The organism is Streptomyces tauricus (assembly GCF_014650955.1).
Lineage (GTDB): Bacteria > Actinomycetota > Actinomycetes > Streptomycetales > Streptomycetaceae > Streptomyces > Streptomyces tauricus.
In genome coordinates this window covers 38,174-57,327 of the sequence record NZ_BMVY01000042.1, presented here as the reverse complement: position 1 = coordinate 57,327, position 19,154 = coordinate 38,174, and the positions used below count along the sequence as shown (strand labels likewise).

The window sequence follows — 19,154 nt, the reverse complement described above, 5'->3', positions numbered from 1 at the left end:
TGAAGGGCCACTGAACACCCTCTTCCCGGCTCTGCCCTCTTTCCCCGTCCAGCCCGCCCTGCCCATAGGGAGACCCCGTCATGCCCGGAATGCCCCGTAAAGCGGTGTTCGCCGCCGCGTCGATAGCCCTCCTCGCCACCGGCTGTACCGGCCAGTCCGGCTCCGGTGCCACGGACGATCCGAACGCGAAGACCACGATCACGTTCTGGCACGGCTGGAGCGCGCCCGCCGAGGTGAAGGCGGTCCAGGAGAACATCGACCGCTTCGAGAAGGCGCACCCCAACATCAAGGTGAAGGTCGTCGGCAACATCAACGACGACAAGCTCAACCAGGCGCTGCGCGCGGGCGGTTCGAACGGGCCCGACGTCGTCTCCTCGTTCACCACGTCCAACGTCGGCAAGTTCTGCTCGTCCGGCGCCTTCGCCGACCTCAAGCCGTTCATCGAGAAGTCGAAGCTCGACCTGGACGCGATCATCCCGAAGCCGATGCTGGAGTACACCCAGTTCGAGGGCACGCGCTGCGCGCTTCCGCTGCTCGGCGACGCGTACGGCCTCTACTACAACAAGGACGCCTTCGAGGCGGCCGGCATCAAGGCGCCCCCGAAGACGTGGACCGAGTTCGCGAAGGACGCGAAGAAGCTGACCAAGGCCAAGGGCGACTCGTACGAGCAGCTCGGGTTCATGCCGAACTACCACGGCTACGAGACCGTGGTGGACCACTACATGTCGCAGTGGGACCACTCCTACTTCGACAAGAGCGGCAAGTCGAACATCGCCGAGGACCCGGCCTTCGCCGAGATGTTCACGTACCAGAAGAAGCTCGTCGACGATCTCGGCGGGTTCCGGAAGCTGGAGCGGTACCGCAACACGTTCGGCGACGAGTGGGGCGCCAAGCACCCCTTCCACACCGGGCAGGTCGCCATGCAGCTCGACGGCGAGTGGCGGCTGGGGATGGCCAAGGACGCGGGGGTGAAGTTCGAGATCGGCACCGCGCCCATGCCCGTCGCCGACGACGAGGTCGACGAGTACGGCAAGGGCTTCCTCTCCGGCACGATCATGGGCATCGCGCCGCAGAGCAAGAAGCAGAACGCGGCCTGGGAGTTGATGAAGTACATGACGACCGACACCGAGGCCGTCGTGGCGTTCGCCAACTCCATCCACAACGTGCCGTCCACGTTCGACGCGCTCAAGTCGCCCGACCTGAAGGTCGAGGACGGCTTCAAGACCTTCGTGGACATCGCCCAGCACCCGCAGTCGAACACCCCGCCGGCCTCGGTCAACGGCTCGACGTACCAGACGACCCTCCAGGACTTCGGCTTCCAGTACGAGTCCGGCAAGGCGAAGGATCTCAAGGCCGGTCTGAAGAAGACCGCCGACCAGATCGACCGTGACATCGAGCAGGCGAAGTAGCGCCCCATGTCCCCGCAACCCATGTCCCCGCAACCCATGGCCGCGCACCCCATGTCCACACGCCCGATATCCACGCGGCCCACACCCACACTGCGGGTGAAACGCAGGAAACAGGCTCTGCGCACGGCCGCCTTCATGTCGCCGTGGCTGATCGGCTTCAGCGTCTTCTTCGCGTACCCGCTGATCTCGACCGTGTACTTCTCGTTCATGAAGTACGACGGCTTCGGCGTCCCGGAGTTCCGGGGGCTGGACAACTGGAGCTATGTCTTCAACGACTACCCCATGTTCTGGCCGGCGCTGCGCAACACCCTGTGGCTGGTGCTCGTCATGGTCACCTTCCGGGTCGTCTTCGGCCTGGGCATCGGCCTGCTGATCACGAAGATCAAGACCGGTACGGGCGTCTTCCGCACGCTGTTCTATCTGCCCTACCTCGCGCCACCGGTCGCCGCCACGCTGGCCTTCGTGTTCCTGCTCAACCCGGGTACGGGGCCGGTGAACTCGGTCCTCGGCGACCTCGGTCTGCCGACGCCCGGCTGGTTCACGGACGCCGCCTGGTCCAAGCCCGCGCTCACCATGCTCGCCCTGTGGGGCGTCGGCGACCTGATGGTCATCTTCATGGCCGCGCTGCTCGACGTACCGAAGGAGCAGTACGAGGCAGCCGAGCTGGACGGGGCGTCGGCCTGGCAGCGGTTCCGGTTCGTGACGCTGCCGAACATCTCGCCGATCGTGATGTTCGCGGTCGTCACCGGGGTCATCCAGACCATGCAGTACTACACACAGCCGCTGGTCGCGGGGAAGGTCGCCTCCGGGATCATCGGCGGCTCTGGGCAGCAGTTCGAGCCGGGGTACCCCGACAAGTCGACGCTCACCCTGCCGCAGCTCGTCTACAACCTCGGCTTCCAGCGGTTCGACTACGGCTCCGCGTGTGTGGTCGCGCTCGTGCTGTTCGCGCTGTCCATGGCGTTCACCGCGTTCCTGATGCGGCGCCGCGGCGGTCTCATCCAGGCAGGTGACTGACCATGACCCAGACGACCGACACACGGTCGAGAACACGGCCACCCGCCGGGCAGCGGGAGTCGGGGGCGCCGGGAGCGCCCGTCACGCCCGCCGAGCGCACCGCCCGCCGCAAGGCGCTCCTGGAGTGGATCGCCGTGCACGCGCTCGGCGTCGCCGCCGCGCTGTTCTTCGTGCTGCCCTTCGTGTTCGTCGTGCTGACCTCGCTGATGAGCGACGACCAGACGCTCACCAGGGACCTGGTCCCGGACACCTGGGAGTGGGGCAACTACGCCAAGGTCTTCGACACCCCCGGCTTCCTCACCTGGTGGCGGAACACCCTCCTGTACGCGGGCGTGGGCACCGCGCTGACGGTCGCGTCCTCGATCCCGGTGGCGTACGCGCTCGCCAAGTTCCGCTTCCGTGGCCGGAACCTGTCGCTGATGCTGGTCATCTCGATGATGATGCTGCCGCCGCAGGTCATCATCATCCCGATGTACCTGTTCTGGGCGAAGCAGCTGGATCTGTCGGGCACGCTGTGGCCGCTGATCATCCCGATGGCGTTCGGCGACGCGTTCTCCATCTTCCTGCTGCGGCAGTTCCTGATGACGATCCCGAACGAGTATCTGGACGCGGCGAAGGTCGACGGGTGCGGGGACCTGAAGACCCTGCTGAAGGTGGTGCTGCCGATGGCGAAGCCCGGTATCGCGGCCGTCGCGCTCTTCCAGTTCTTCTACGCCTGGAACGACTACTTCGGGCCGCAGATCTACGCGTCCGAGAACCCCGGCGCCTGGACCCTGAGCTACGGCCTGGAGTCCTTCAAGGGCGCGCACCACACCGACTGGAATCTGACGATGGCCGCGACCGTCCTGGTCATGGCCCCCGTGATCCTCGTGTTCTTCTTCGCTCAGAAGGCATTCGTCGAGGGCGTCACACTGACCGGAGTGAAGGGCTGACATGAAACTCGCAGTAGTGGGCGGGGGCTCCACCTACACCCCCGAACTCATCGACGGGTTCGCGAGGCTGCGGGACACGCTGCCCGTGGAGGAGCTGGTCCTGATCGACCCCGCCTCGGACCGTCTGGAACTGGTCGGCGGGCTGGCGCGGCGCATCTTCGCCAAGCAGGGGCACCCGGGCCGGATCACCACGACCGGTGATCTCGACGCGGGCGTGGACGGCGCGGACGCGGTGCTGCTCCAGCTCCGCGTGGGCGGTCAGGCCGCCCGCAACGAGGACGAGACCTGGCCGCTGGAGTGCGGCTGCGTCGGCCAGGAGACCACCGGCGCGGGCGGCCTCGCCAAGGCGCTGCGCACGGTCCCGGTCGTGCTCGACATCGCCGAACGCGTCCGGCGGGCCAACCCGGACGCCTGGATCATCGACTTCACCAACCCCGTCGGCATCGTGACCCGCGCCCTCCTCCAGGCCGGTCACAAAGCGGTCGGACTGTGCAACGTGGCGATCGGATTCCAGCGGAAGTTCGCCGGGCTGCTCGGGGTCGAGGCCACCGATGTGCACCTGGACCATGTGGGGCTCAACCACCTCACCTGGGAAACCCATGTGCGACTCGGCGGCCCCGAGGGGGAGAACGTCCTGCCGAAGCTGCTCGCGGAGCACGGCGACGCCATCGCCGGCGACCTGCGCCTGCCGACCGGCGTCCTGGACCGCCTGGGTGTCGTCCCGTCCTACTACCTGCGCTACTTCTACGCGCACGACGAGGTCGTACGGGAGCTGGGTACGAAGCCGTCGCGGGCCGCGGAAGTGGCTCAGATGGAGCGGGAGTTGCTGGCGATGTACGGCGACCCGGCGCTCGACGAGAAGCCGGCGCTGCTGGGCAAGCGGGGCGGGGCGTACTACTCGGAGGCGGCCGTCGACCTCGCCGCGTCCCTGTTGGGCGGGGGTGGCAGCGCGTACCAGGTGGTGAACACCTACAACCGGGGGACGCTGCCGTTCCTGCCCGACGACGCCGTGATCGAGGTGCAGGCGGCGGTCGGGCACACCGGGGCCGTCCCGCTGCCCGTGGCGCCGGTGGACCCGCTGTTCGCGGGGCTGATGGCGAACGTGACCGCGTACGAGGACCTGGCGCTGGAGGCCGCGCTGCGCGGGGGGCGCGAGCGGGTGTTCCGTGCGCTGCTCGCACACCCCCTGGTCGGCCAGTACGCACTCGCCGACGGCCTCACCGACCGGCTGATCGCGCACAACCGGGAGCACCTCGCGTGGGCATGACCGCGTCCGACCCCACCGCCCACACGGGGCCCGAACACACCGACTCCGGCGCCCACATGGGCGCCGGAGACACCGACCGCGCCGCCCCCATGGGGGCCGAACACACCGCCCCCATCGCCCACACAGGGCCGGAACACACCGGCCCCGCCGTCCCCATGGGGCCCGAACACACCCTCCTCGCCGTCGACGCCGGGAACAGCAAGACCGACGTCGCGGTCGTGGCCGGCGACGGGAGCGTGCTCGCCACGGCGCGCGGCGGCGGGTTCCGGCCCCCCGTCGTCGGCGTCCGGCAGGCGGTGGACACGCTCGCCGACGCCGTCGGCCGGGCCTTCGCCGCGGCGGGCGTCACCGCCGTCGGCCATGTCTCCGCGTGCCTCGCCAACGCCGATCTGCCCGTGGAGGAGGAGCAGTTGGCCGCCGCGCTGCACGCGCGCGCGTGGGCGACGACCGTGGAGGTCCGCAACGACACCTTCGCGATACTGCGGGCGGGCGTCGAGGAGCCGCGGGGCGTCGCCGTGGTGTGCGGCGCGGGCATCAACTGCGTGGGCATGCGGCCCGACGGCCGCGTCGCCCGCTTCCCCGCGCTGGGGCGGATCTCCGGCGACTGGGGCGGCGGCTGGGGCCTGTCCGAGGAGGCGCTGTGGCACGCGGCGCGCGCCGAGGACGGCCGGGGCGCCCCGACCGACCTGGCCCGCGCCCTGCCCGCGCACTTCGGCCTGTCCACGATGTACGCGCTGATCGAGGCCCTGCATCTCGGGCACATCGAGGACGTACGGCGTCACGAGCTGGCGCCGGTCCTGTTCGCCACGGCGGCGGACGGCGACCCGGTCGCCCGCGCGCTCGTCGACCGGCTGGCGGACGAGGTGGTGAGCATGGCGGTCGTCGCCCTGACCCGCCTCGACCTGCTGGGCGAGGAGGCGCCGGTCCTGCTCGGCGGCGGTGTGCTGGCCGCCCGCCACCCTCAACTCGACGACCGCGTACGGGAGCTGCTGGCCGAGCGGGCCCCCAAGGCCGTGCCCCGGGTCGTCACCGCCCGGCCGGTCCTCGGGGCCGCGCTCCTCGGGCTGGACCACCAGGGCGCCCCGGCGGCGGCGCACGCCCGCGTGCGGGAGTTTTACGAGCGGGTCTGAGCGCGCGGGAACCGAACAGTTCGGGTTGGCGTATTCATGAACAGGGGGGTGCGGGATCTTCGCCGGACCGCAATCCGACCAAGATCGCGTCAAGGCCTGTTCGGATGTCGGTCCCGGCGGCGATACTTGCGGCCGTGCGTCTCTTCCCGTGCGCCTCGGCACCGGGCGGAGGTGACCGGCGACGACCATGGGGGAGGTCAGGTGACATACCAGCAGCAGAGCACCGCGGCGCCACCGCAGGGGCGAGCGGGCGCGTCGCCTGCGGTCCCGCCGCAGGCCCCGCCACCGGGGCCGCAGGGCCGGCCACAAGGGCCCGATGCCGGGCCGCCGCGGCGCACGGCGTGGGCGGAGGGCGTCGACCGGCTGCGGGCCGGGGCGACCACCGAGCCCGGGCGGCTGCGCATCATCGGCGCGGTCCTCGCCGTCCTGGTCGTCACGTTCGGCGCGGTCACCGCCTGGGAGATGACGGAACGTTCGGCCGCCGCGGACGACGTGCTGCACAGCAGCCAGCCGCTGAGCGCCGACGCGGCGGACATCTACCGTTCCCTCGCCGACGCCAACACGGCGGCCTCCAGCGGCTTCCTCGCGGGCGGCCAGGAACCGGCCAAGACCCGCCAGCGGTACGAGGACGACATCAGTCTGGCCGCGGACAAGCTGGTGACCGCGGCGGCCAACTCCGAACCGGGCTCCACCTCGGCGAAGACCATCACCGACCTCAACAAGATGCTTCCCGAGTACAAGGGCCTGGTCGAGCGGGCCCGCGCCAACAACCGGCAGGGCTACCCCCTCGGCGGCGCCTACCTGCGGTACGCGAACGCGAAGATGCAGATCATGCTCGACGACGCCGAGCGGCTCTACACGGTGGAGAACCAGCGGCTGCGCTCCGACTACGACGACGCGACTCCCTATCCGTGGATCGCGATCGGCGCCGGTGTCGTGGCCATCGGCGGCCTCGTGTGGGCCCAGCGGCGCAACTACCGCCGCACCAACCGCGTACTGAACCACGGCCTGGTCGCCGCCACGGCCGCCACCACGGTCGTCCTGCTCTGGCTGGTCGTCGGCCACACCGTCGCCCGCGCCGGGCTGAACGACTCGTACGACCACGGTGTGCGTTCGATGAACACGCTGAACGACGCCCGGCTCGCCTCGCTCAAGGCCCGCAGCAACGAGAACCTGACGCTGGTCTCCCGGGGCGCGGAGACCAAGGACGTGGGCACGGGCGCCGACAAGCAGACCGTGGACACGTTCGACTACGACTTCGAGCAGCAGATGAAGGCCCTCACCACGAAGCTGGCCGCCGCCGAGGACCTCGCCGACGACAGCGCGGGCGTGAAGCCGGTCGAGGCCGCGACGGGAAACATGAAGGTCTGGAAAGAACGGCACGCGGAAGCCCGCACGCAGGACACCCTGGGCAACTACCAGGGAGCGCTCGACAAGGTCATCGGCTCCAAGGCGGACAAACCGACGGGCGAGTGCTTCGACAGCGTGGAGACGAACCTCAAGGCCGCGATCACGCACGAGCGCGCCGAGTTCGAGCAGGCGGCCGGTGACGGCCGGGGCGCGATGAACGGCCTCGTGGTGGGCGCCGCGGTGCTCGCCGTGCTGGCCGCGGCCGGCGCGGTGCTGGGCATCGGGCGCAGGCTGTCGGAGTACCGGTGAGAGGGGGCATGACGATGAACGCGCGACGTCTGCGGGCCAGCCTGCGGGGCTGGGGCGGAGTGGGGGCCATGGCGGTCGTCTGCGCCCTGGCGGCGGTCTTCGCGCTGCTGCTGCCGGTGGCCCAGTCACGCGAGAACGACGACGGCGAACCGGGCGGGCAGCGCACGGCCGGCGGCTACCAGGCCAGGGCCGAGGACTGCACCGATCCCGAGAAGCAGAGCCTGTCCCCCTCCTCCGGCGACCAGGACGGGGACACGGTCCAGGCGATCAAGGATCGCGGTTTCCTGATCGTCGGTGTCGACCAGAACAGCTACCGCTTCGGCTACCGCGACCCGAACAGCGAGTCGGACGACGCCGAGCTGGAGGGCTTCGACATCGATCTCGTGCACGAGATCGCCGACAAGATCGTCGGAGAGAAGCCGAAGAACGTCCGTTTCCGGGCCATCCCCACCGATCAGCGCATACCGGCGATCCAGGACGGCAAGGTCGACATGGTGGTCCGCACCATGACGATCAACTGCACCCGGCTGGAGCAGGTCGCCTTCTCCTCGCCGTACTTCGAGACCGGCCAGCAGGTGCTCGCCCCGAAGAAGTCGGACATCACCGGGCTCGACGAGTCCCTGGCGAAGAAGCGGATCTGCACGGCGACGGGCTCGACCGCCTTCGACGCGCTGGACGCGGCCAGGACGGCCGGCACCCTCCCCGCGTCCGCCGACTTCGAGAAGCGCACCGTACCGAACCAACTCGACTGCCTGGTACGGCTGCAGCTCGGTGAGGCCGACGCCGTGGTCACCGACGGGGCGCTCGCCGCGAGCCAGGCCGCCCAGGACCCGACGGTCGGGCTCAAGGGCAAGCCGTTCACGGACGAGTTCTACGGCGTGGCGATGAAGAAGGACGCCGACGACCTGGTGCGCCGGGTCAACCAGATCCTGGTGGACTACCGCAAGGACGGCTGGCAGAAGTCGTACGACAAGTGGCTCGCCGAGAGCCTCGGCGAGTCGTCCGGGCCGCCCCCGGTCCAGTACAAATGACCACGACACTCCCGTAGTTCCGCAGGTAGTTTCACACCGGGACGACAGACGAGCGGCGCAGGACGAGCACAGCACGGCACAGACCGGCGCGGGCAACAGGAAACGAGGGGTGATCGATGGGCGTCGCGGGACCATCCGGGCCGGTACTGGACCGGGACGAGGTGGACCGTGCGCTGGCGCGGCTCGGCGCGGAGCACGAGGCCATCGAGACCTCGCTCCTCGCCCTCCAGGACCACGCGGGCCGCAGACTCCTCGAAGGCGCCGAGCTGACGGGCACGACCAAGGAGCGCTGGAGCACCGCCGAGGCGTCGATCACCCTGCTCTGGTCCTACTTCGACGCGTACGCCGACGCGCTGCGCTCCGCGCGGGAGATCCGCTCCCGCAGACGCTGGTCGAGCCGCGACGACCTCGTGGAACTGACGGAACTGCTGCGCGGCGAGAGCGTCACGGTGGCCGGCAGTGCCACCGCCACGGCCGCCGCACCCACGATGGCGGGCACGGGCAGACTGAGCGAACGCTTCACCCTCGCCGAACTCGTCGAGCGGATGAACGAGTTGTACGCGACCTCGCTGGACATGGTCGTCACCGCCGACGCCGTCTGGTCGGCGCTGCCCGCGCGGATAGATTTACTGGCCGCCGAGCTGCAGCGCACCCGCAGGCTCGCGCACTCCGTGGGCGTACGGCCCGGTGAGCATCCCGCGGGCGACGACCTGGAGCGGATCACCCGCACGCTGACGTCGCTGCGCGAACAGGTGGTGTCCGACCCGCTGGCCTTCTGGGCGCCCGCGCAGGGCAGTTCGGCGCCGGGCGGCGGCCGTCCCGACACGACGCGCTACGACCGTGAGGCGCGCGCCCTGGAAGAGGTGCGCCGCGAGATCGACGCCGTGCTCACCGTGCGGCAGGACGCGGAGGCGCGCCTGGTGCGGCTGCGGGACGTGCTGAGCCGCGCGGACCGCACGCTGGCCGAGGCGAGGAGCGCGCGCGGCGAGGTGCTGGCGAAGATCGCCGCCTCCGAGGTGCCCGCGGTGAGCGGCCCGCCGACCGCGCTGCAGGAGCAGTTGGCGATGGCCTCCGAGTACCGCAGGCACGCGCAGTGGCACCGCCTCTCGCCGCTGCTGGAGTCCCTGGAGGAGAAGGCCGAGGACGAACTGCTGCGGGCCCGCGAGCAGTTGACCGCGGTCACCGCGCCGCTCGCGGTCCGCGCGGAGCTGCGCGGCCGGCTCGACGCGTACAAGGCGAAGGTCGCCCGGCACGGCTTCGCCGAGGACCCGCTGCTGGTGGAGCGGTACGACGCGGCGCGCCGCATGCTGTGGAGCGCGCCCTGCGACCTGCGCGTGGCGGAACAGGCGGTGCTGCGCTATCAGCAGGCGGCCGCCGAAGTACTGGTGCCGAGGGTCCCCGGGGACGGCGGACCACAGGACCGGAGGGGGGAGTCATGAGTCAGCCGAACGAGAGCCGGCCGAGTCAGGAGAGTCAGCAGAAGCAGTGTCAGCGGCCCGGCTGCCCCGGGTCGTACGAGGACATGGGTGGCGGCGAGCTGTACTGCGACACCTGCGGTCTGGCGCCGGTCGTCTCGTCGACCGGCATGGTGGGTTCGCCGCCCACCGGGATCACGGCGGGCGGCCGGAACTCGCGCGGCTCCGGCAGCGGGAGTTCACGCTCCGGCTCCCGTGCGTCGGCCCGCTCGTCGTCGCGTTCCGCGCAGTCCCGGCGCTCGGTGTCGGGCCGTCTCTCGCGGGCCGTCTCGGGGCGGTCCACGGGCCGCTCGGTGTCGGTGCGCAGTTCCGGTTCGGCGGCCGGGTCCTCCAGTCGCGGTCGGCTCGGCGTCGGTCTCGTACAGGTGCCGGGCGTGCCGCGGCCCGATCCGCGCGCGATGGTGCAGGAGAACCCCGAGGTTCCGGAGCGGAAGCGATTCTGCTCGCGCTCCGACTGCGGGGCGCCGGTGGGGCGTTCGCGCGGGGAGCGGCCGGGACGCACGGAGGGTTTCTGCACCAAGTGCGGCCACCCGTATTCGTTCGTGCCGAAGCTGCGGACGGGCGACATCGTGCACGGCCAGTACGAGGTCATGGGCTGTCTCGCGCACGGCGGGCTCGGCTGGGTCTATCTGGCCGTCGACCGGGCGGTGTCCGACCGCTGGGTGGTCCTCAAGGGCCTCCTCGACACGGGCGACCAGGACGCCATGGCCGCCGCGATCTCCGAGCGCCGCTTCCTCGCCGAGATCGAACACGCGAACATCGTGCGGATCTACAACTTCGTCGAGCACCTCGACCAGCGCACCGGCTCCCTCGACGGCTACATCGTCATGGAGTACGTCGGCGGCAAGTCGCTCAAGGAGATCGCCAACGACCGCCGCACCGCCGGCGGCAAGCGTGACCCGCTGCCGGTGGAGCAGGCCTGCGCGTACGGCATCGAGGCGCTGGAGGCGCTCGGCCATCTGCACAGCCGCAACCTCCTGTACTGCGACTTCAAGGTCGACAACGCGATACAGACCGAGGACCAGCTCAAGCTGATCGACATGGGCGCGGTGCGCAGGATGGACGACGACGAGTCGGCCATCTACGGCACGGTCGGCTACCAGGCCCCGGAGGTCGCCGACGTGGGCCCGTCGGTCGCCTCCGACCTGTACACGGTCGCCCGCACGCTGGCGGTGCTGACCTTCGACTTCCAGGGCTACACGAACGTGTTCGTGGACTCCCTGCCCGACCCCGACAACATCGAGGTCTTCCGCACCTACGAGTCGTTCTACCGGCTGCTCGTCCGGGCCACCGACCCCGACCCGGCCCGCCGGTTCGCCTCCGCGCAGGAGATGGCCGAGCAGCTGACGGGTGTGCTGCGCGAGGTCGTGGCCGTCCAGACGGGCCGTCCGCGGCCCGCGCTGTCCACCCTGTTCGGACCCGAACTGAAGGTCACCGACACGGAGTTGTTCGGCAGGCTGAGCGGTGACGTGTCACGGCTGGGCGTTCGGGTGGAGCCCGTACGGGAGAAGCGGGGCAAACGGGAGCGGAAGCGCGCGCCGGCCGTGACGGCCGGGGCGAACGGCACGCCGCGGGCGGTGGCCGGGACGAACGGTGCGCCGCAGCTGACGGCGGGGACGGGGACCAACGGCTCCCCGCCCCTGGCGCCCGCCCCGGCCTCCCTCGTCAAACCGCTGAACACCTCGGCCGCCTCGCTCGCGCTCCCGGTCCCCCATGTCGACCCCGGCGATCCGAACGCCGGCTTCCTGGCCGGCCTCATGACGTCCGCGCCCGGGGAGCTGCTCAGCGCCCTGAGGTCGGCGCCCGCCGGCTCCCCCGAGCTGCGGCTGCGCGAGCTGCGGGCCCGTCTGGAGATGGGCGAGCTCGACCACGCGACCGGGGCGCTCGAAACGCTGGAGACGGACCACCCCGACGACTGGCGGGTCGTCTGGTACCGGGGCGTGGCGGCGCTCGCGGCCGGCGACCACGAGATGGCGGCGGTGTCCTTCGACGCGATCTACGACGCGTTCCCGGGTGAGCCCGCGCCCAAGCTGGCCCTCGGCCTGTGCGCGGAGGTCCTCGGGCAGCTGGACAACGCCGCCGAGTACTACCGGCTGGTGTGGACGACCGACCCGAGCTATGTCAGCGCCGCGTTCGGCCTGGCCCGCGTCCAGCTCGCCGCGGGCGACCGCTCGGGCGCCGTACGGACGCTGGAGTCGGTGCCGGAGTCCTCGATCCACTACACGGCGGCGCGGGTGGCCGCGGTCCGGGCGCGCCTGAGGCAGCGCCTGGCCGAGACCGCTCCGCGCGCACCCGTTCCCGGGGCCCCCGGGACGCCGTTCCTGGACGACCTGACCTCGGCCGCGGCCCAGGTCGAGGCGCTGGACGGGTACGGCCTGGACGCGGTGCGCCGCGAGCAGTTGTCCACAGAGGTCCTTGGCTGCGCCCTGGACTGGGTACTCTCCGGTATCCAGGGTTCCGCCCCGTCGAACACGGGTGCGCGGACCGTACTGCTCGGCAGTGACCTGGACGAGCGGGGCCTGCGCTTCGGACTGGAGCGTTCGTACCGGACACTGGCCCGGCTCGCCCAGGGTGGCGAGGAGAGGATCGATCTGGTGGAGCGCGCCAACCGCTACCGCCCCCGGACGTGGGTGTAATTCATGTCGCAGATGCCCCAACTGGCCGCCTGCCCCAGCTGTGAGGAACCGCTGGAGTCGGGAGACCGCTTCTGCGGTGCGTGCGGCTACGACCTGTCGGCCGTACCGGCACCGCCGGACGACCACCCCACGATCACCATGAACGGCTCGGCGCCACGGCCTCCTTCGGCCGCTCCGGCCGTAGCCGGAGCGGCCCCTGTGCCCCCGGTGACCGCCGTGGACTGGCCTGTCGCGCCCGAGGCGGACAGCTCGGGCACACCGGCGGCCGTGGTCCTGCCGGCGGACATCGAGGGCCGGGAGTCGGGCGGCTCCGACAGCCCCGGCGTACGGTTCGACCGGCCCGCGGGGTCGCCGGCTCCGCCGCACACGCAGTCGTCCGCCCTGCCACCGGAGCGGTCACAGCCCCCGTCGCCCGCCCAGCCCCATGCGCGACCGCAGGGGCAGGCGCAGGGGCAGCCGCAGGGGCATGTCCAGCCGCCGGCTCATACGACGGCCCCCGGACCGGCCCCGGCATCGGCTCACGGGTCGGCTTCCGGATCGGCCCCGGCATCGGCTCACAGGTCGGGTCCCGGCTCGGACCGGGCATCGGCCCACGGGTCGGCTTCCGGACCGGCCCAGGCCTCGGCCCACGCGCCGGGCCACGCCCCGGCCCCGGCGGCCCACGCCGCGGCGGAGCCGGACGAGTACCCGCTCGCCGCCCCGCTGCCTCCCGAGATCCCGGCGGACGAGCTGCCCACGGTCGAGGTGCCCACGCTCGACGCGCCGCTCGCCGACCCGCGGACGGCCGACCTCGCGACGCCCGCCGCGGGATTGAAGGTCTGCGTGGCGTGCCGCGCGGGCCAGGTCGACCGGGACGGCTACTGCGAGAACTGCGGCCACGCGCAGCCGCGCGAGCGCGACCACATGGAGCAGGAGCTGGACGCGGTCGCCGCGGTCAGCGACCGCGGTCTGCGCCACCACCGCAACGAGGACGCGTTCACGGTGTCCGCGACCGCGCTGCCCGACGGTTCGCCCGCGGTCGTCGCGATCGTCTGCGACGGGGTCTCCTCGGCGACCCGTCCCGACGAGGCCTCCCTGGCGGCCTCCCGCGCGGCGGGCGAGTCGCTGCTCGCGGCCCTGCCCTGCGGCACGCACCCGCAGCAGGCCATGCACGACGCGATCCTCGCCGCCGCCGAGGCGGTCAACTCCCTCGCGGACCCAGCCGCCTCGGCCCACGAGCACCAGCCGCATGTGAACGCCCCCGCCTGCACGCTCGTCGGCGCCGTCGTCACCCCCACCCTGCTGGTCGTCGGCTGGGTCGGCGACAGCCGCGTCTACTGGGTGCCCGTGGACCGGTCCGCGCCGCCGGCCCGGCTCACCGAGGACGACTCCTGGGCGGCCCAGATGGTCGCCGCGGGCCTGATGAACGAGGCCGAGGCGTACGCGGACGAGCGCGCCCACGCCATCACGGGCTGGCTCGGGGCGGACGCGTACGAACTGGAGCCGCACACCGCTTCCTTCAAGCCGGACCGGCCGGGTGTGGTCGTGGTGTGCACCGACGGGCTGTGGAACTACGCCGAGGGCGCCGAGGAGATGGCCGAGGTCGTCCCGCCCGACGCCGCGGACCGGCCGTTGCACAGCGCCCAGGTCCTAGTGGGCCACGCCCTGGACGGCGGGGGCCACGACAACGTAACAGTGGCCGTCCTTCCGTTCCCTGCGCCGCAACAAGGGGCAGGATCGGCCTAAGAGGCCCAAGCGGTACGAAACGGTAGAGACGGCAGTGACGGTAGGGACGACAGGGACGGCGAGGGCCTCGGCCCGGCCGGGGCCGGAGGGGACCGGCCCTCCTACCGACATCACCCACGACCTGTGGGAGTCCTGAGGGGGAGCAGAGAACGCATGGCCAATTTCTCGAAGTCGAACGTGCCGCAGTTCTCGGTGGAGGTCTACCAGAACGAGTACCTGCCGGAGGGCGGTCGCGAGGTCAACGCGATCGTGACGGTGACCTCCACCGGCGGCGGCACGGTCGGGAGTGCCGTCGCGGCACCCCATCTGTACACACCGGGGCAGAGCCCGGACGCGGCCGTGGCGATCATGGTCGACTGTTCCGGGTCCATGGACTACCCGCCGACGAAGATGCGTGGCGCCAGGGACGCGACGGCCGCCGCGATCGACGCCCTGCGGGACGGCGTGCACTTCGCGGTGATCGGCGGGACGCATGTGGCCAAGGAGGTCTACCCGGGCAACGGTGAACTGGCCATGGCCGACGCGCGGACCCGTGAGCAGGCGAAGCAGTCGCTGCGCAAGCTCAGCGCGGGCGGCGGCACCGCGATCGGCACCTGGCTGAAGCTGGCCGACCGGCTGCTGTCCTCGGTGGACGTCACCATCCGGCACGGCATCGTGCTGACCGACGGCCGCAACGAACACGAGTCGCCCGAGGACCTGAAGGCCGCCCTGGACGCCTCCGCGGGCCGCTTCACCGCCGACGCCCGGGGTGTCGGCACGGACTGGGAAGTGAAAGAAGTCACCGCCATCGCGTCCGCGCTGCTCGGCACCGCCGACATCGTGGCCGATCCGGCGGGCCTGTCCGCCGACTTCACGCAGATGATGGAGACGGCCATGGGCAAGGAGGTCGCGGACGTCGCGCTGCGGCTGTGGACCCCGGTCGACACCTCCATCAAGTTCGTCAAGCAGGTCGCGCCGACGGTCGAGCCGCTGACCGACCGCCGTACCGAGGCGGGCCCGCGCGCCGGGGACTACCCCACGGGCTCCTGGGGTGACGAGTCCCGCGACTACCACGTGTGCGTGGAGGTGCCCGAGGCCGGCATCGGGCAGGAGATGCTCGCCGCCCGGGTCTCCCTGGTGATCCCGCAGGGCGACGGCACCGCCCAGGCACTGGGCGCGCAGGGTCTCGTACGGGCCGTGTGGACCGACGACATGACGGCGTCCACGTCGATCAATCCGCAGGTCGCGCACTACACGGGGCAGGCGGAACTGGCGCAAGTCATCCAACAGGGCCTGGATGCACGCAAAGCGGGAGATGCCGACGGGGCAACGGCCAAACTGGGCCGCGCGGTTCAGCTCGCCAGTGCCTCCGGAAACGCGGATACGGCGAAACTGCTTGCGAAGGTGGTGGACGTGGTCGATGCCGCGGCGGGTACTGTGCGATTGAAGGCGAAGGTCGCGGAGGCCGACGAGATGACTCTCGAAACACGGTCCACAAAGACTGTTCGTGTAAAGAAGTAGAGCAGTACGCACACACTACGTAGCGGTACGCGAGCATCACGCACGCGGTTTTGCACAACTCACGGTCCCCGGTGGGCCGCTCAGGAGAGGGGGAAGCGCCGACATGCCGACCTGCCCGAACGGACACCAGTCGGGTTCCGACGACTGGTGCGAGGTCTGCGGTCACCGCATGGCCGGTGCCGTGCCCCCGCCACCTCCGCCGCCGCCCCCGGCGGCCGGTTACGGCTATCCGCCGCCCGGTGCGCAGCCGCCGCCCGGTCAGGGCGGCCGTCCGCACCTGTCCGCGGTGCCCGACCCGGCGCCCGAGCCGGAGCTGTGCCCTCAGTGCCGTACCCCGCGCGAGGGCGGGGCGCCGTTCTGCGAGGAGTGCCGGTGGAACTTCCTGACGAACACCGCGACCTCGTACACCCCGGCCGCGCCGCGTCCCACGGGTTCCGGCGGTCCCGGCGGCCCCGGTGGGCCTGGTCCCGGTGGCCCGGGTGGGGCTCCCGGCGGGCCGAACCCGGCGCTCCGCTTCCAGCAGCCGCCTCCCGGGCAGTCCGGCCCGACCCACGGCGGCTTCGACTACCAGGGCTCCCGGCCCTCGCAGATGAACCGGCCCGCGGAGCCGATCCCGCCCTACGGCGAGGACCCCTCGGGCTTCCCGGGTGATCCGTCACGACCGGTACCGCCACCGCCGGGTCCCGGCGGCACCAGCCCCGGAGGCCCCGGTGGCCCTGGCGGGTACGGCGGTCCCGGTGGACCTTCGTCCGGTCCCGGCGGGCCCGGCGGCCAGGGCGGGTACGGGGGTCCGAGCGGCCCCAACGGCCCCGGTGGCCCCGGCGGTCCGAATGGACTCGGTGGTCCGAACGGTCCTGGCGGCCAGGGCGGTCCCGGTGCTCCCCAGGGGTTCCAGCAGCCCGGACAGTCCGGTCCCCCCGGTTCTCCGGGCCAGTCGGGTCAGTCCGGTCCTCCCGCGTATCAGCAGGACACCACGTATCCGCAGGAGACCGGGCGTCCGCAGGCGCCTGGCGGTCCGTCCTTCGGGGGCGGCGCGGACGACTGGGTGATCTCACCGCCGTCGCCCGGCAGCCCCGGTGGCCCGCCCGCACCCGGTGGCCCGGCCGGACCCGGCGGCGGCTACGGCTACCCGCAGCCCGGCTCGACGCAGGCGCCCGCCGGGTACCAGCAGCCCCAACAGCCGCAGCAGTCGTTGTCGTGGAGCATCACCATCGGGCCCGACCGTGAGTACTTCATGGCGATGATGCAGCGCTCGGGACCGGAGGCCGCGGGGCTGAACCTGCCCGCGTACTCGCCGGAACAGCAGCGTCCGCTCAGCGGCAACCAGATCACGATCGGCCGTCGCCGCCACTCCACGGGCGACACCCCGGACATCGATCTGTCGGTGCCGCCGGAGGACCCGGGCGTCTCGCACCAGCACGCGGTGCTCGTGCAGCAGCCGGACAGCAGCTGGGCGGTCGTCGACCAGAACTCCACCAACGGCACCACGGTCAACGGTGCCGAGGACCCCATCCAGCCGTTCGTCCCCGTCCCGCTCCAGGACGGCGACCGGGTGCACGTGGGCGCCTGGACGACGATCACGATCCGCCGGGGCTGACACTCCCGCAGACACCCGGCACCCGGCACCCGGCACCCGGCACCGCGCATCCGGTGCCTGGCGCCAGGCATCCGGCATCCGACGCCAGTCGTCAGGTACCGGGCAGCGGCCAGGTGTACGGCCCCTCGGGGTCGTCCAGCCACGCCCACGCGCGGTCGCCGGCGACCGTGATGCCGTACCGCTCGCGCGCCGGCCAGGCCTCGTCCTCCCACAGCGCGTGCGCCTGGTCCGAGGTGAGGCCGTCCGCCGTCAGGGTCAGCAGGAAGCGGAACAGCTCGTGCCCCCTGGCCCGGGACGGCAGGCCGGCGAGGCGGACGTCCGCGGCCTCGCGCTCGGTCCGGGTGCCGCCGCGCAGGGGCACGAAGTACGCGGACGTGTGCAGGAAGCGGCCCTCGGCGTGCCCGGCGTCCCGTACCCGCAGGGCGATCAGACCCGTGGCGAACGGCGCGATGATCCGGGCGCCGGGGCGGCACTGGGCGAGCCAGGAGCGCGGGACCGCGTTCAGCGCGCAGGTGGCGACGACACGGTCGAAGGGGGCCCGGTCGGGGCAGCCGCGCGCCCCGTCACCGGTGACGACGGCCGGGTGGTGGCCCGCGGCGGCCAGATGCCGCCGGGCGGACTCCGTGATCTCCGGGTCCAGGTCGACCGTGGTGACCAGCTCGTCGCCCAGCCGGTACGAGAGCAGCGCCGCGTTGTAGCCGGTGCCCGCGCCGATCTCCAGGACCGCGTCCCCGTCCCGTACCTCCAGTTCGGCCAGCATCTTCGCCATCAGGGAGGGCTGGCTGCTGGACGACAGCAGCTCGCCGTCGCGCAGGCGCGTGGCCAGCGGGGTGTCCGCGTACGCCCCGCGCACCCACTCCTCGCGTCGGCGCGGGCTGGGGTCCTCGCCCCATCTGCGCTCGTAACCGCCCTGCGGGCCCCCGGCGGCCACGTAGTAGTACGGCACGAAGAGATGGCGGGGGACGCTCTCGAAGGCGGCCCGCCAGACCGGGTCGGCGTCCCAGGCGCCGCTCTCGTCGATCTCGCGCACCAGCGCCGCCCGTGCCGTGGCGGCGAGGTCGTCGAGCCCGTGGTCGACCGCGTACGCGCTCATACCTCCACTGTGCTGCGGGACGGGCCGGGAGGCGAGCGCCGGGGCGGCCCGATCCGGAAGCGGCCCCTTCGATTCGGAACCGCCCTCTTCAATTCGGAACCGGCCCCTTGGATTCGGAACCAACCCCTCCAGTTCGAGTGGTCCTAAGCCTTGAGTCCTCGGTCGGCCCGTCTGAGACCATGGACGGTGTGAAAGAGATTCGGCGCGGCACGCTTCAGGAGCAGACCTTCTACGAGCAGGTCGGCGGCGAGGAGACCTTCCGGCGACTGGTGCACCGGTTCTACGAGGGCGTCGCCGAGGACCCGCTGCTGCGGCCCATGTATCCCGAGGAGGACCTGGGCCCGGCCGAGGAGCGCTTCACGCTGTTCCTGATCCAGTACTGGGGCGGTCCGACCACGTACAGCGAGAACCGCGGTCATCCCCGGCTGCGGATGCGGCACGCGCCCTTCGCGGTCGACCGGGCGGCTCACGACGCCTGGCTGAAGCACATGCGGGTCGCCGTCGACGAGCTCGGCCTCTCCGAGGAGCACGAGCACACGCTGTGGAACTACCTGACGTACGCGGCGGCTTCGATGGTGAACACCGAGGGCTGAACGGCGCCCTCCGCCGAAGGGCGGCCGACGGCATCCCCCGTGCGGCGAACAGAATCGACTGACGCGCGGATTCCGGTCACGCGTCACCGA

General features: G+C 71.7%; 14 protein-coding genes. 13 read left to right on the top strand and 1 reads right to left on the bottom strand.

The genetic code is table 11. The annotated features are described in order from the left end of the window. Window positions 1–80: 80 nt before the first annotated feature. The 12 genes from IE278_RS36885 to IE278_RS36830 all read left to right on the top strand — a co-directional run bounded on the left by IE278_RS36885 (window position 81) and on the right by IE278_RS36830 (window position 17,378). Window positions 81–1,409 carry an ABC transporter substrate-binding protein gene (locus IE278_RS36885; RefSeq protein ID WP_189779260.1) on the top strand — a complete coding sequence of 443 codons (1,329 nt, stop codon included), beginning with the start codon at window positions 81–83 and terminating at the stop codon, window positions 1,407–1,409. Window positions 1,410–1,460: 51 nt separating this feature from the next. Continuing rightward, entirely contained in the window at window positions 1,461–2,426 is a 966-nt protein-coding gene (locus IE278_RS36880; RefSeq protein WP_189779291.1) for a carbohydrate ABC transporter permease, read from the top strand. A gap of 2 nt (window positions 2,427–2,428) precedes the next feature. Further along, window positions 2,429–3,358, top strand: a complete 930-nt coding sequence (locus IE278_RS36875; protein ID WP_189779258.1) for a carbohydrate ABC transporter permease — start codon at window positions 2,429–2,431, stop codon at window positions 3,356–3,358. 1 nt (window position 3,359) lies between these two features. Beyond that, window positions 3,360–4,625 (top strand): 6-phospho-beta-glucosidase, encoded by a 1,266-nt coding sequence (locus IE278_RS36870; RefSeq protein ID WP_189779256.1) that lies wholly within the window; start codon window positions 3,360–3,362, stop codon window positions 4,623–4,625. A 155-nt stretch (window positions 4,626–4,780) separates the two neighbouring features. Continuing rightward, complete coding sequence (locus IE278_RS36865; RefSeq protein WP_189779289.1) at window positions 4,781–5,755, top strand: N-acetylglucosamine kinase; 975 nt, start codon at window positions 4,781–4,783, stop codon at window positions 5,753–5,755. A gap of 201 nt (window positions 5,756–5,956) precedes the next feature. Further along, window positions 5,957–7,414 (top strand): GlnX family signal transduction membrane protein, encoded by a 1,458-nt coding sequence (locus IE278_RS36860; RefSeq protein ID WP_189779254.1) that lies wholly within the window; start codon window positions 5,957–5,959, stop codon window positions 7,412–7,414. Between the two features lie 14 nt (window positions 7,415–7,428). Then, complete coding sequence (locus IE278_RS36855; protein ID WP_189779252.1) at window positions 7,429–8,445, top strand: glutamate ABC transporter substrate-binding protein; 1,017 nt, start codon at window positions 7,429–7,431, stop codon at window positions 8,443–8,445. 116 nt (window positions 8,446–8,561) lie between these two features. Beyond that, window positions 8,562–9,884 carry a coiled-coil domain-containing protein gene (locus IE278_RS36850; RefSeq protein WP_189779250.1) on the top strand — a complete coding sequence of 441 codons (1,323 nt, stop codon included), beginning with the start codon at window positions 8,562–8,564 and terminating at the stop codon, window positions 9,882–9,884. Further along, window positions 9,881–12,556, top strand: a complete 2,676-nt coding sequence (locus IE278_RS36845; protein WP_189779248.1) for a serine/threonine-protein kinase — start codon at window positions 9,881–9,883, stop codon at window positions 12,554–12,556. Before IE278_RS36850 ends, IE278_RS36845 begins: the two co-directional genes overlap by 4 nt. Window positions 12,557–12,559: 3 nt before the next feature. Next, the gene (locus tag IE278_RS36840) at window positions 12,560–14,281 is read left to right on the top strand and encodes a PP2C family protein-serine/threonine phosphatase (RefSeq protein WP_189779246.1); all 1,722 of its coding nucleotides are present in this window, start codon (window positions 12,560–12,562) and stop codon (window positions 14,279–14,281) included. 153 nt (window positions 14,282–14,434) lie between these two features. Beyond that, window positions 14,435–15,781 (top strand): vWA domain-containing protein, encoded by a 1,347-nt coding sequence (locus IE278_RS36835; RefSeq protein WP_189779245.1) that lies wholly within the window; start codon window positions 14,435–14,437, stop codon window positions 15,779–15,781. A 103-nt stretch (window positions 15,782–15,884) separates the two neighbouring features. Next, window positions 15,885–17,378, top strand: coding sequence for an FHA domain-containing protein (locus IE278_RS36830; RefSeq protein ID WP_189779243.1), 1,494 nt, complete (start codon window positions 15,885–15,887; stop codon window positions 17,376–17,378). A gap of 91 nt (window positions 17,379–17,469) precedes the next feature. Here IE278_RS36830 and IE278_RS36825 read toward each other — a convergent pair whose 3' ends face one another. Further along, on the bottom strand, window positions 17,470–18,471 hold the full coding sequence (locus IE278_RS36825; protein ID WP_189779241.1) for a methyltransferase domain-containing protein: 1,002 nt from the start codon (window positions 18,469–18,471) through the stop codon (window positions 17,470–17,472). Window positions 18,472–18,650: 179 nt separating this feature from the next. Between IE278_RS36825 and IE278_RS36820 the strand changes: the two genes are divergently transcribed. Then, on the top strand, window positions 18,651–19,064 hold the full coding sequence (locus tag IE278_RS36820) for a globin (protein ID WP_189779239.1): 414 nt from the start codon (window positions 18,651–18,653) through the stop codon (window positions 19,062–19,064). Window positions 19,065–19,154: the final 90 nt, after the last annotated feature.

Excerpts from the sequence above, each read along its gene's own strand:
- IE278_RS36825 (WP_189779241.1), bottom strand. The coding sequence starts at position 18,471 with ATGAGCGCGTACGCGGTCGACCACGGGCTCGACGACCTCGCCGCCACG.
- IE278_RS36870 (WP_189779256.1), top strand. The coding sequence starts at position 3,360 with ATGAAACTCGCAGTAGTGGGCGGGGGCTCCACCTACACCCCCGAACTC.
- IE278_RS36830 (WP_189779243.1), top strand. The coding sequence starts at position 15,885 with ATGCCGACCTGCCCGAACGGACACCAGTCGGGTTCCGACGACTGGTGC.
- IE278_RS36885 (WP_189779260.1), top strand. The coding sequence starts at position 81 with ATGCCCGGAATGCCCCGTAAAGCGGTGTTCGCCGCCGCGTCGATAGCC.
- IE278_RS36845 (WP_189779248.1), top strand. The coding sequence starts at position 9,881 with ATGAGTCAGCCGAACGAGAGCCGGCCGAGTCAGGAGAGTCAGCAGAAG.
- IE278_RS36820 (WP_189779239.1), top strand. The coding sequence starts at position 18,651 with ATGGACGGTGTGAAAGAGATTCGGCGCGGCACGCTTCAGGAGCAGACC.
- IE278_RS36855 (WP_189779252.1), top strand. The coding sequence starts at position 7,429 with ATGAACGCGCGACGTCTGCGGGCCAGCCTGCGGGGCTGGGGCGGAGTG.
- IE278_RS36850 (WP_189779250.1), top strand. The coding sequence starts at position 8,562 with ATGGGCGTCGCGGGACCATCCGGGCCGGTACTGGACCGGGACGAGGTG.
- IE278_RS36865 (WP_189779289.1), top strand. The coding sequence starts at position 4,781 with ATGGGGCCCGAACACACCCTCCTCGCCGTCGACGCCGGGAACAGCAAG.
- IE278_RS36875 (WP_189779258.1), top strand. The coding sequence starts at position 2,429 with ATGACCCAGACGACCGACACACGGTCGAGAACACGGCCACCCGCCGGG.
- IE278_RS36835 (WP_189779245.1), top strand. The coding sequence starts at position 14,435 with ATGGCCAATTTCTCGAAGTCGAACGTGCCGCAGTTCTCGGTGGAGGTC.
- IE278_RS36880 (WP_189779291.1), top strand. The coding sequence starts at position 1,461 with ATGTCCACACGCCCGATATCCACGCGGCCCACACCCACACTGCGGGTG.
- IE278_RS36840 (WP_189779246.1), top strand. The coding sequence starts at position 12,560 with ATGTCGCAGATGCCCCAACTGGCCGCCTGCCCCAGCTGTGAGGAACCG.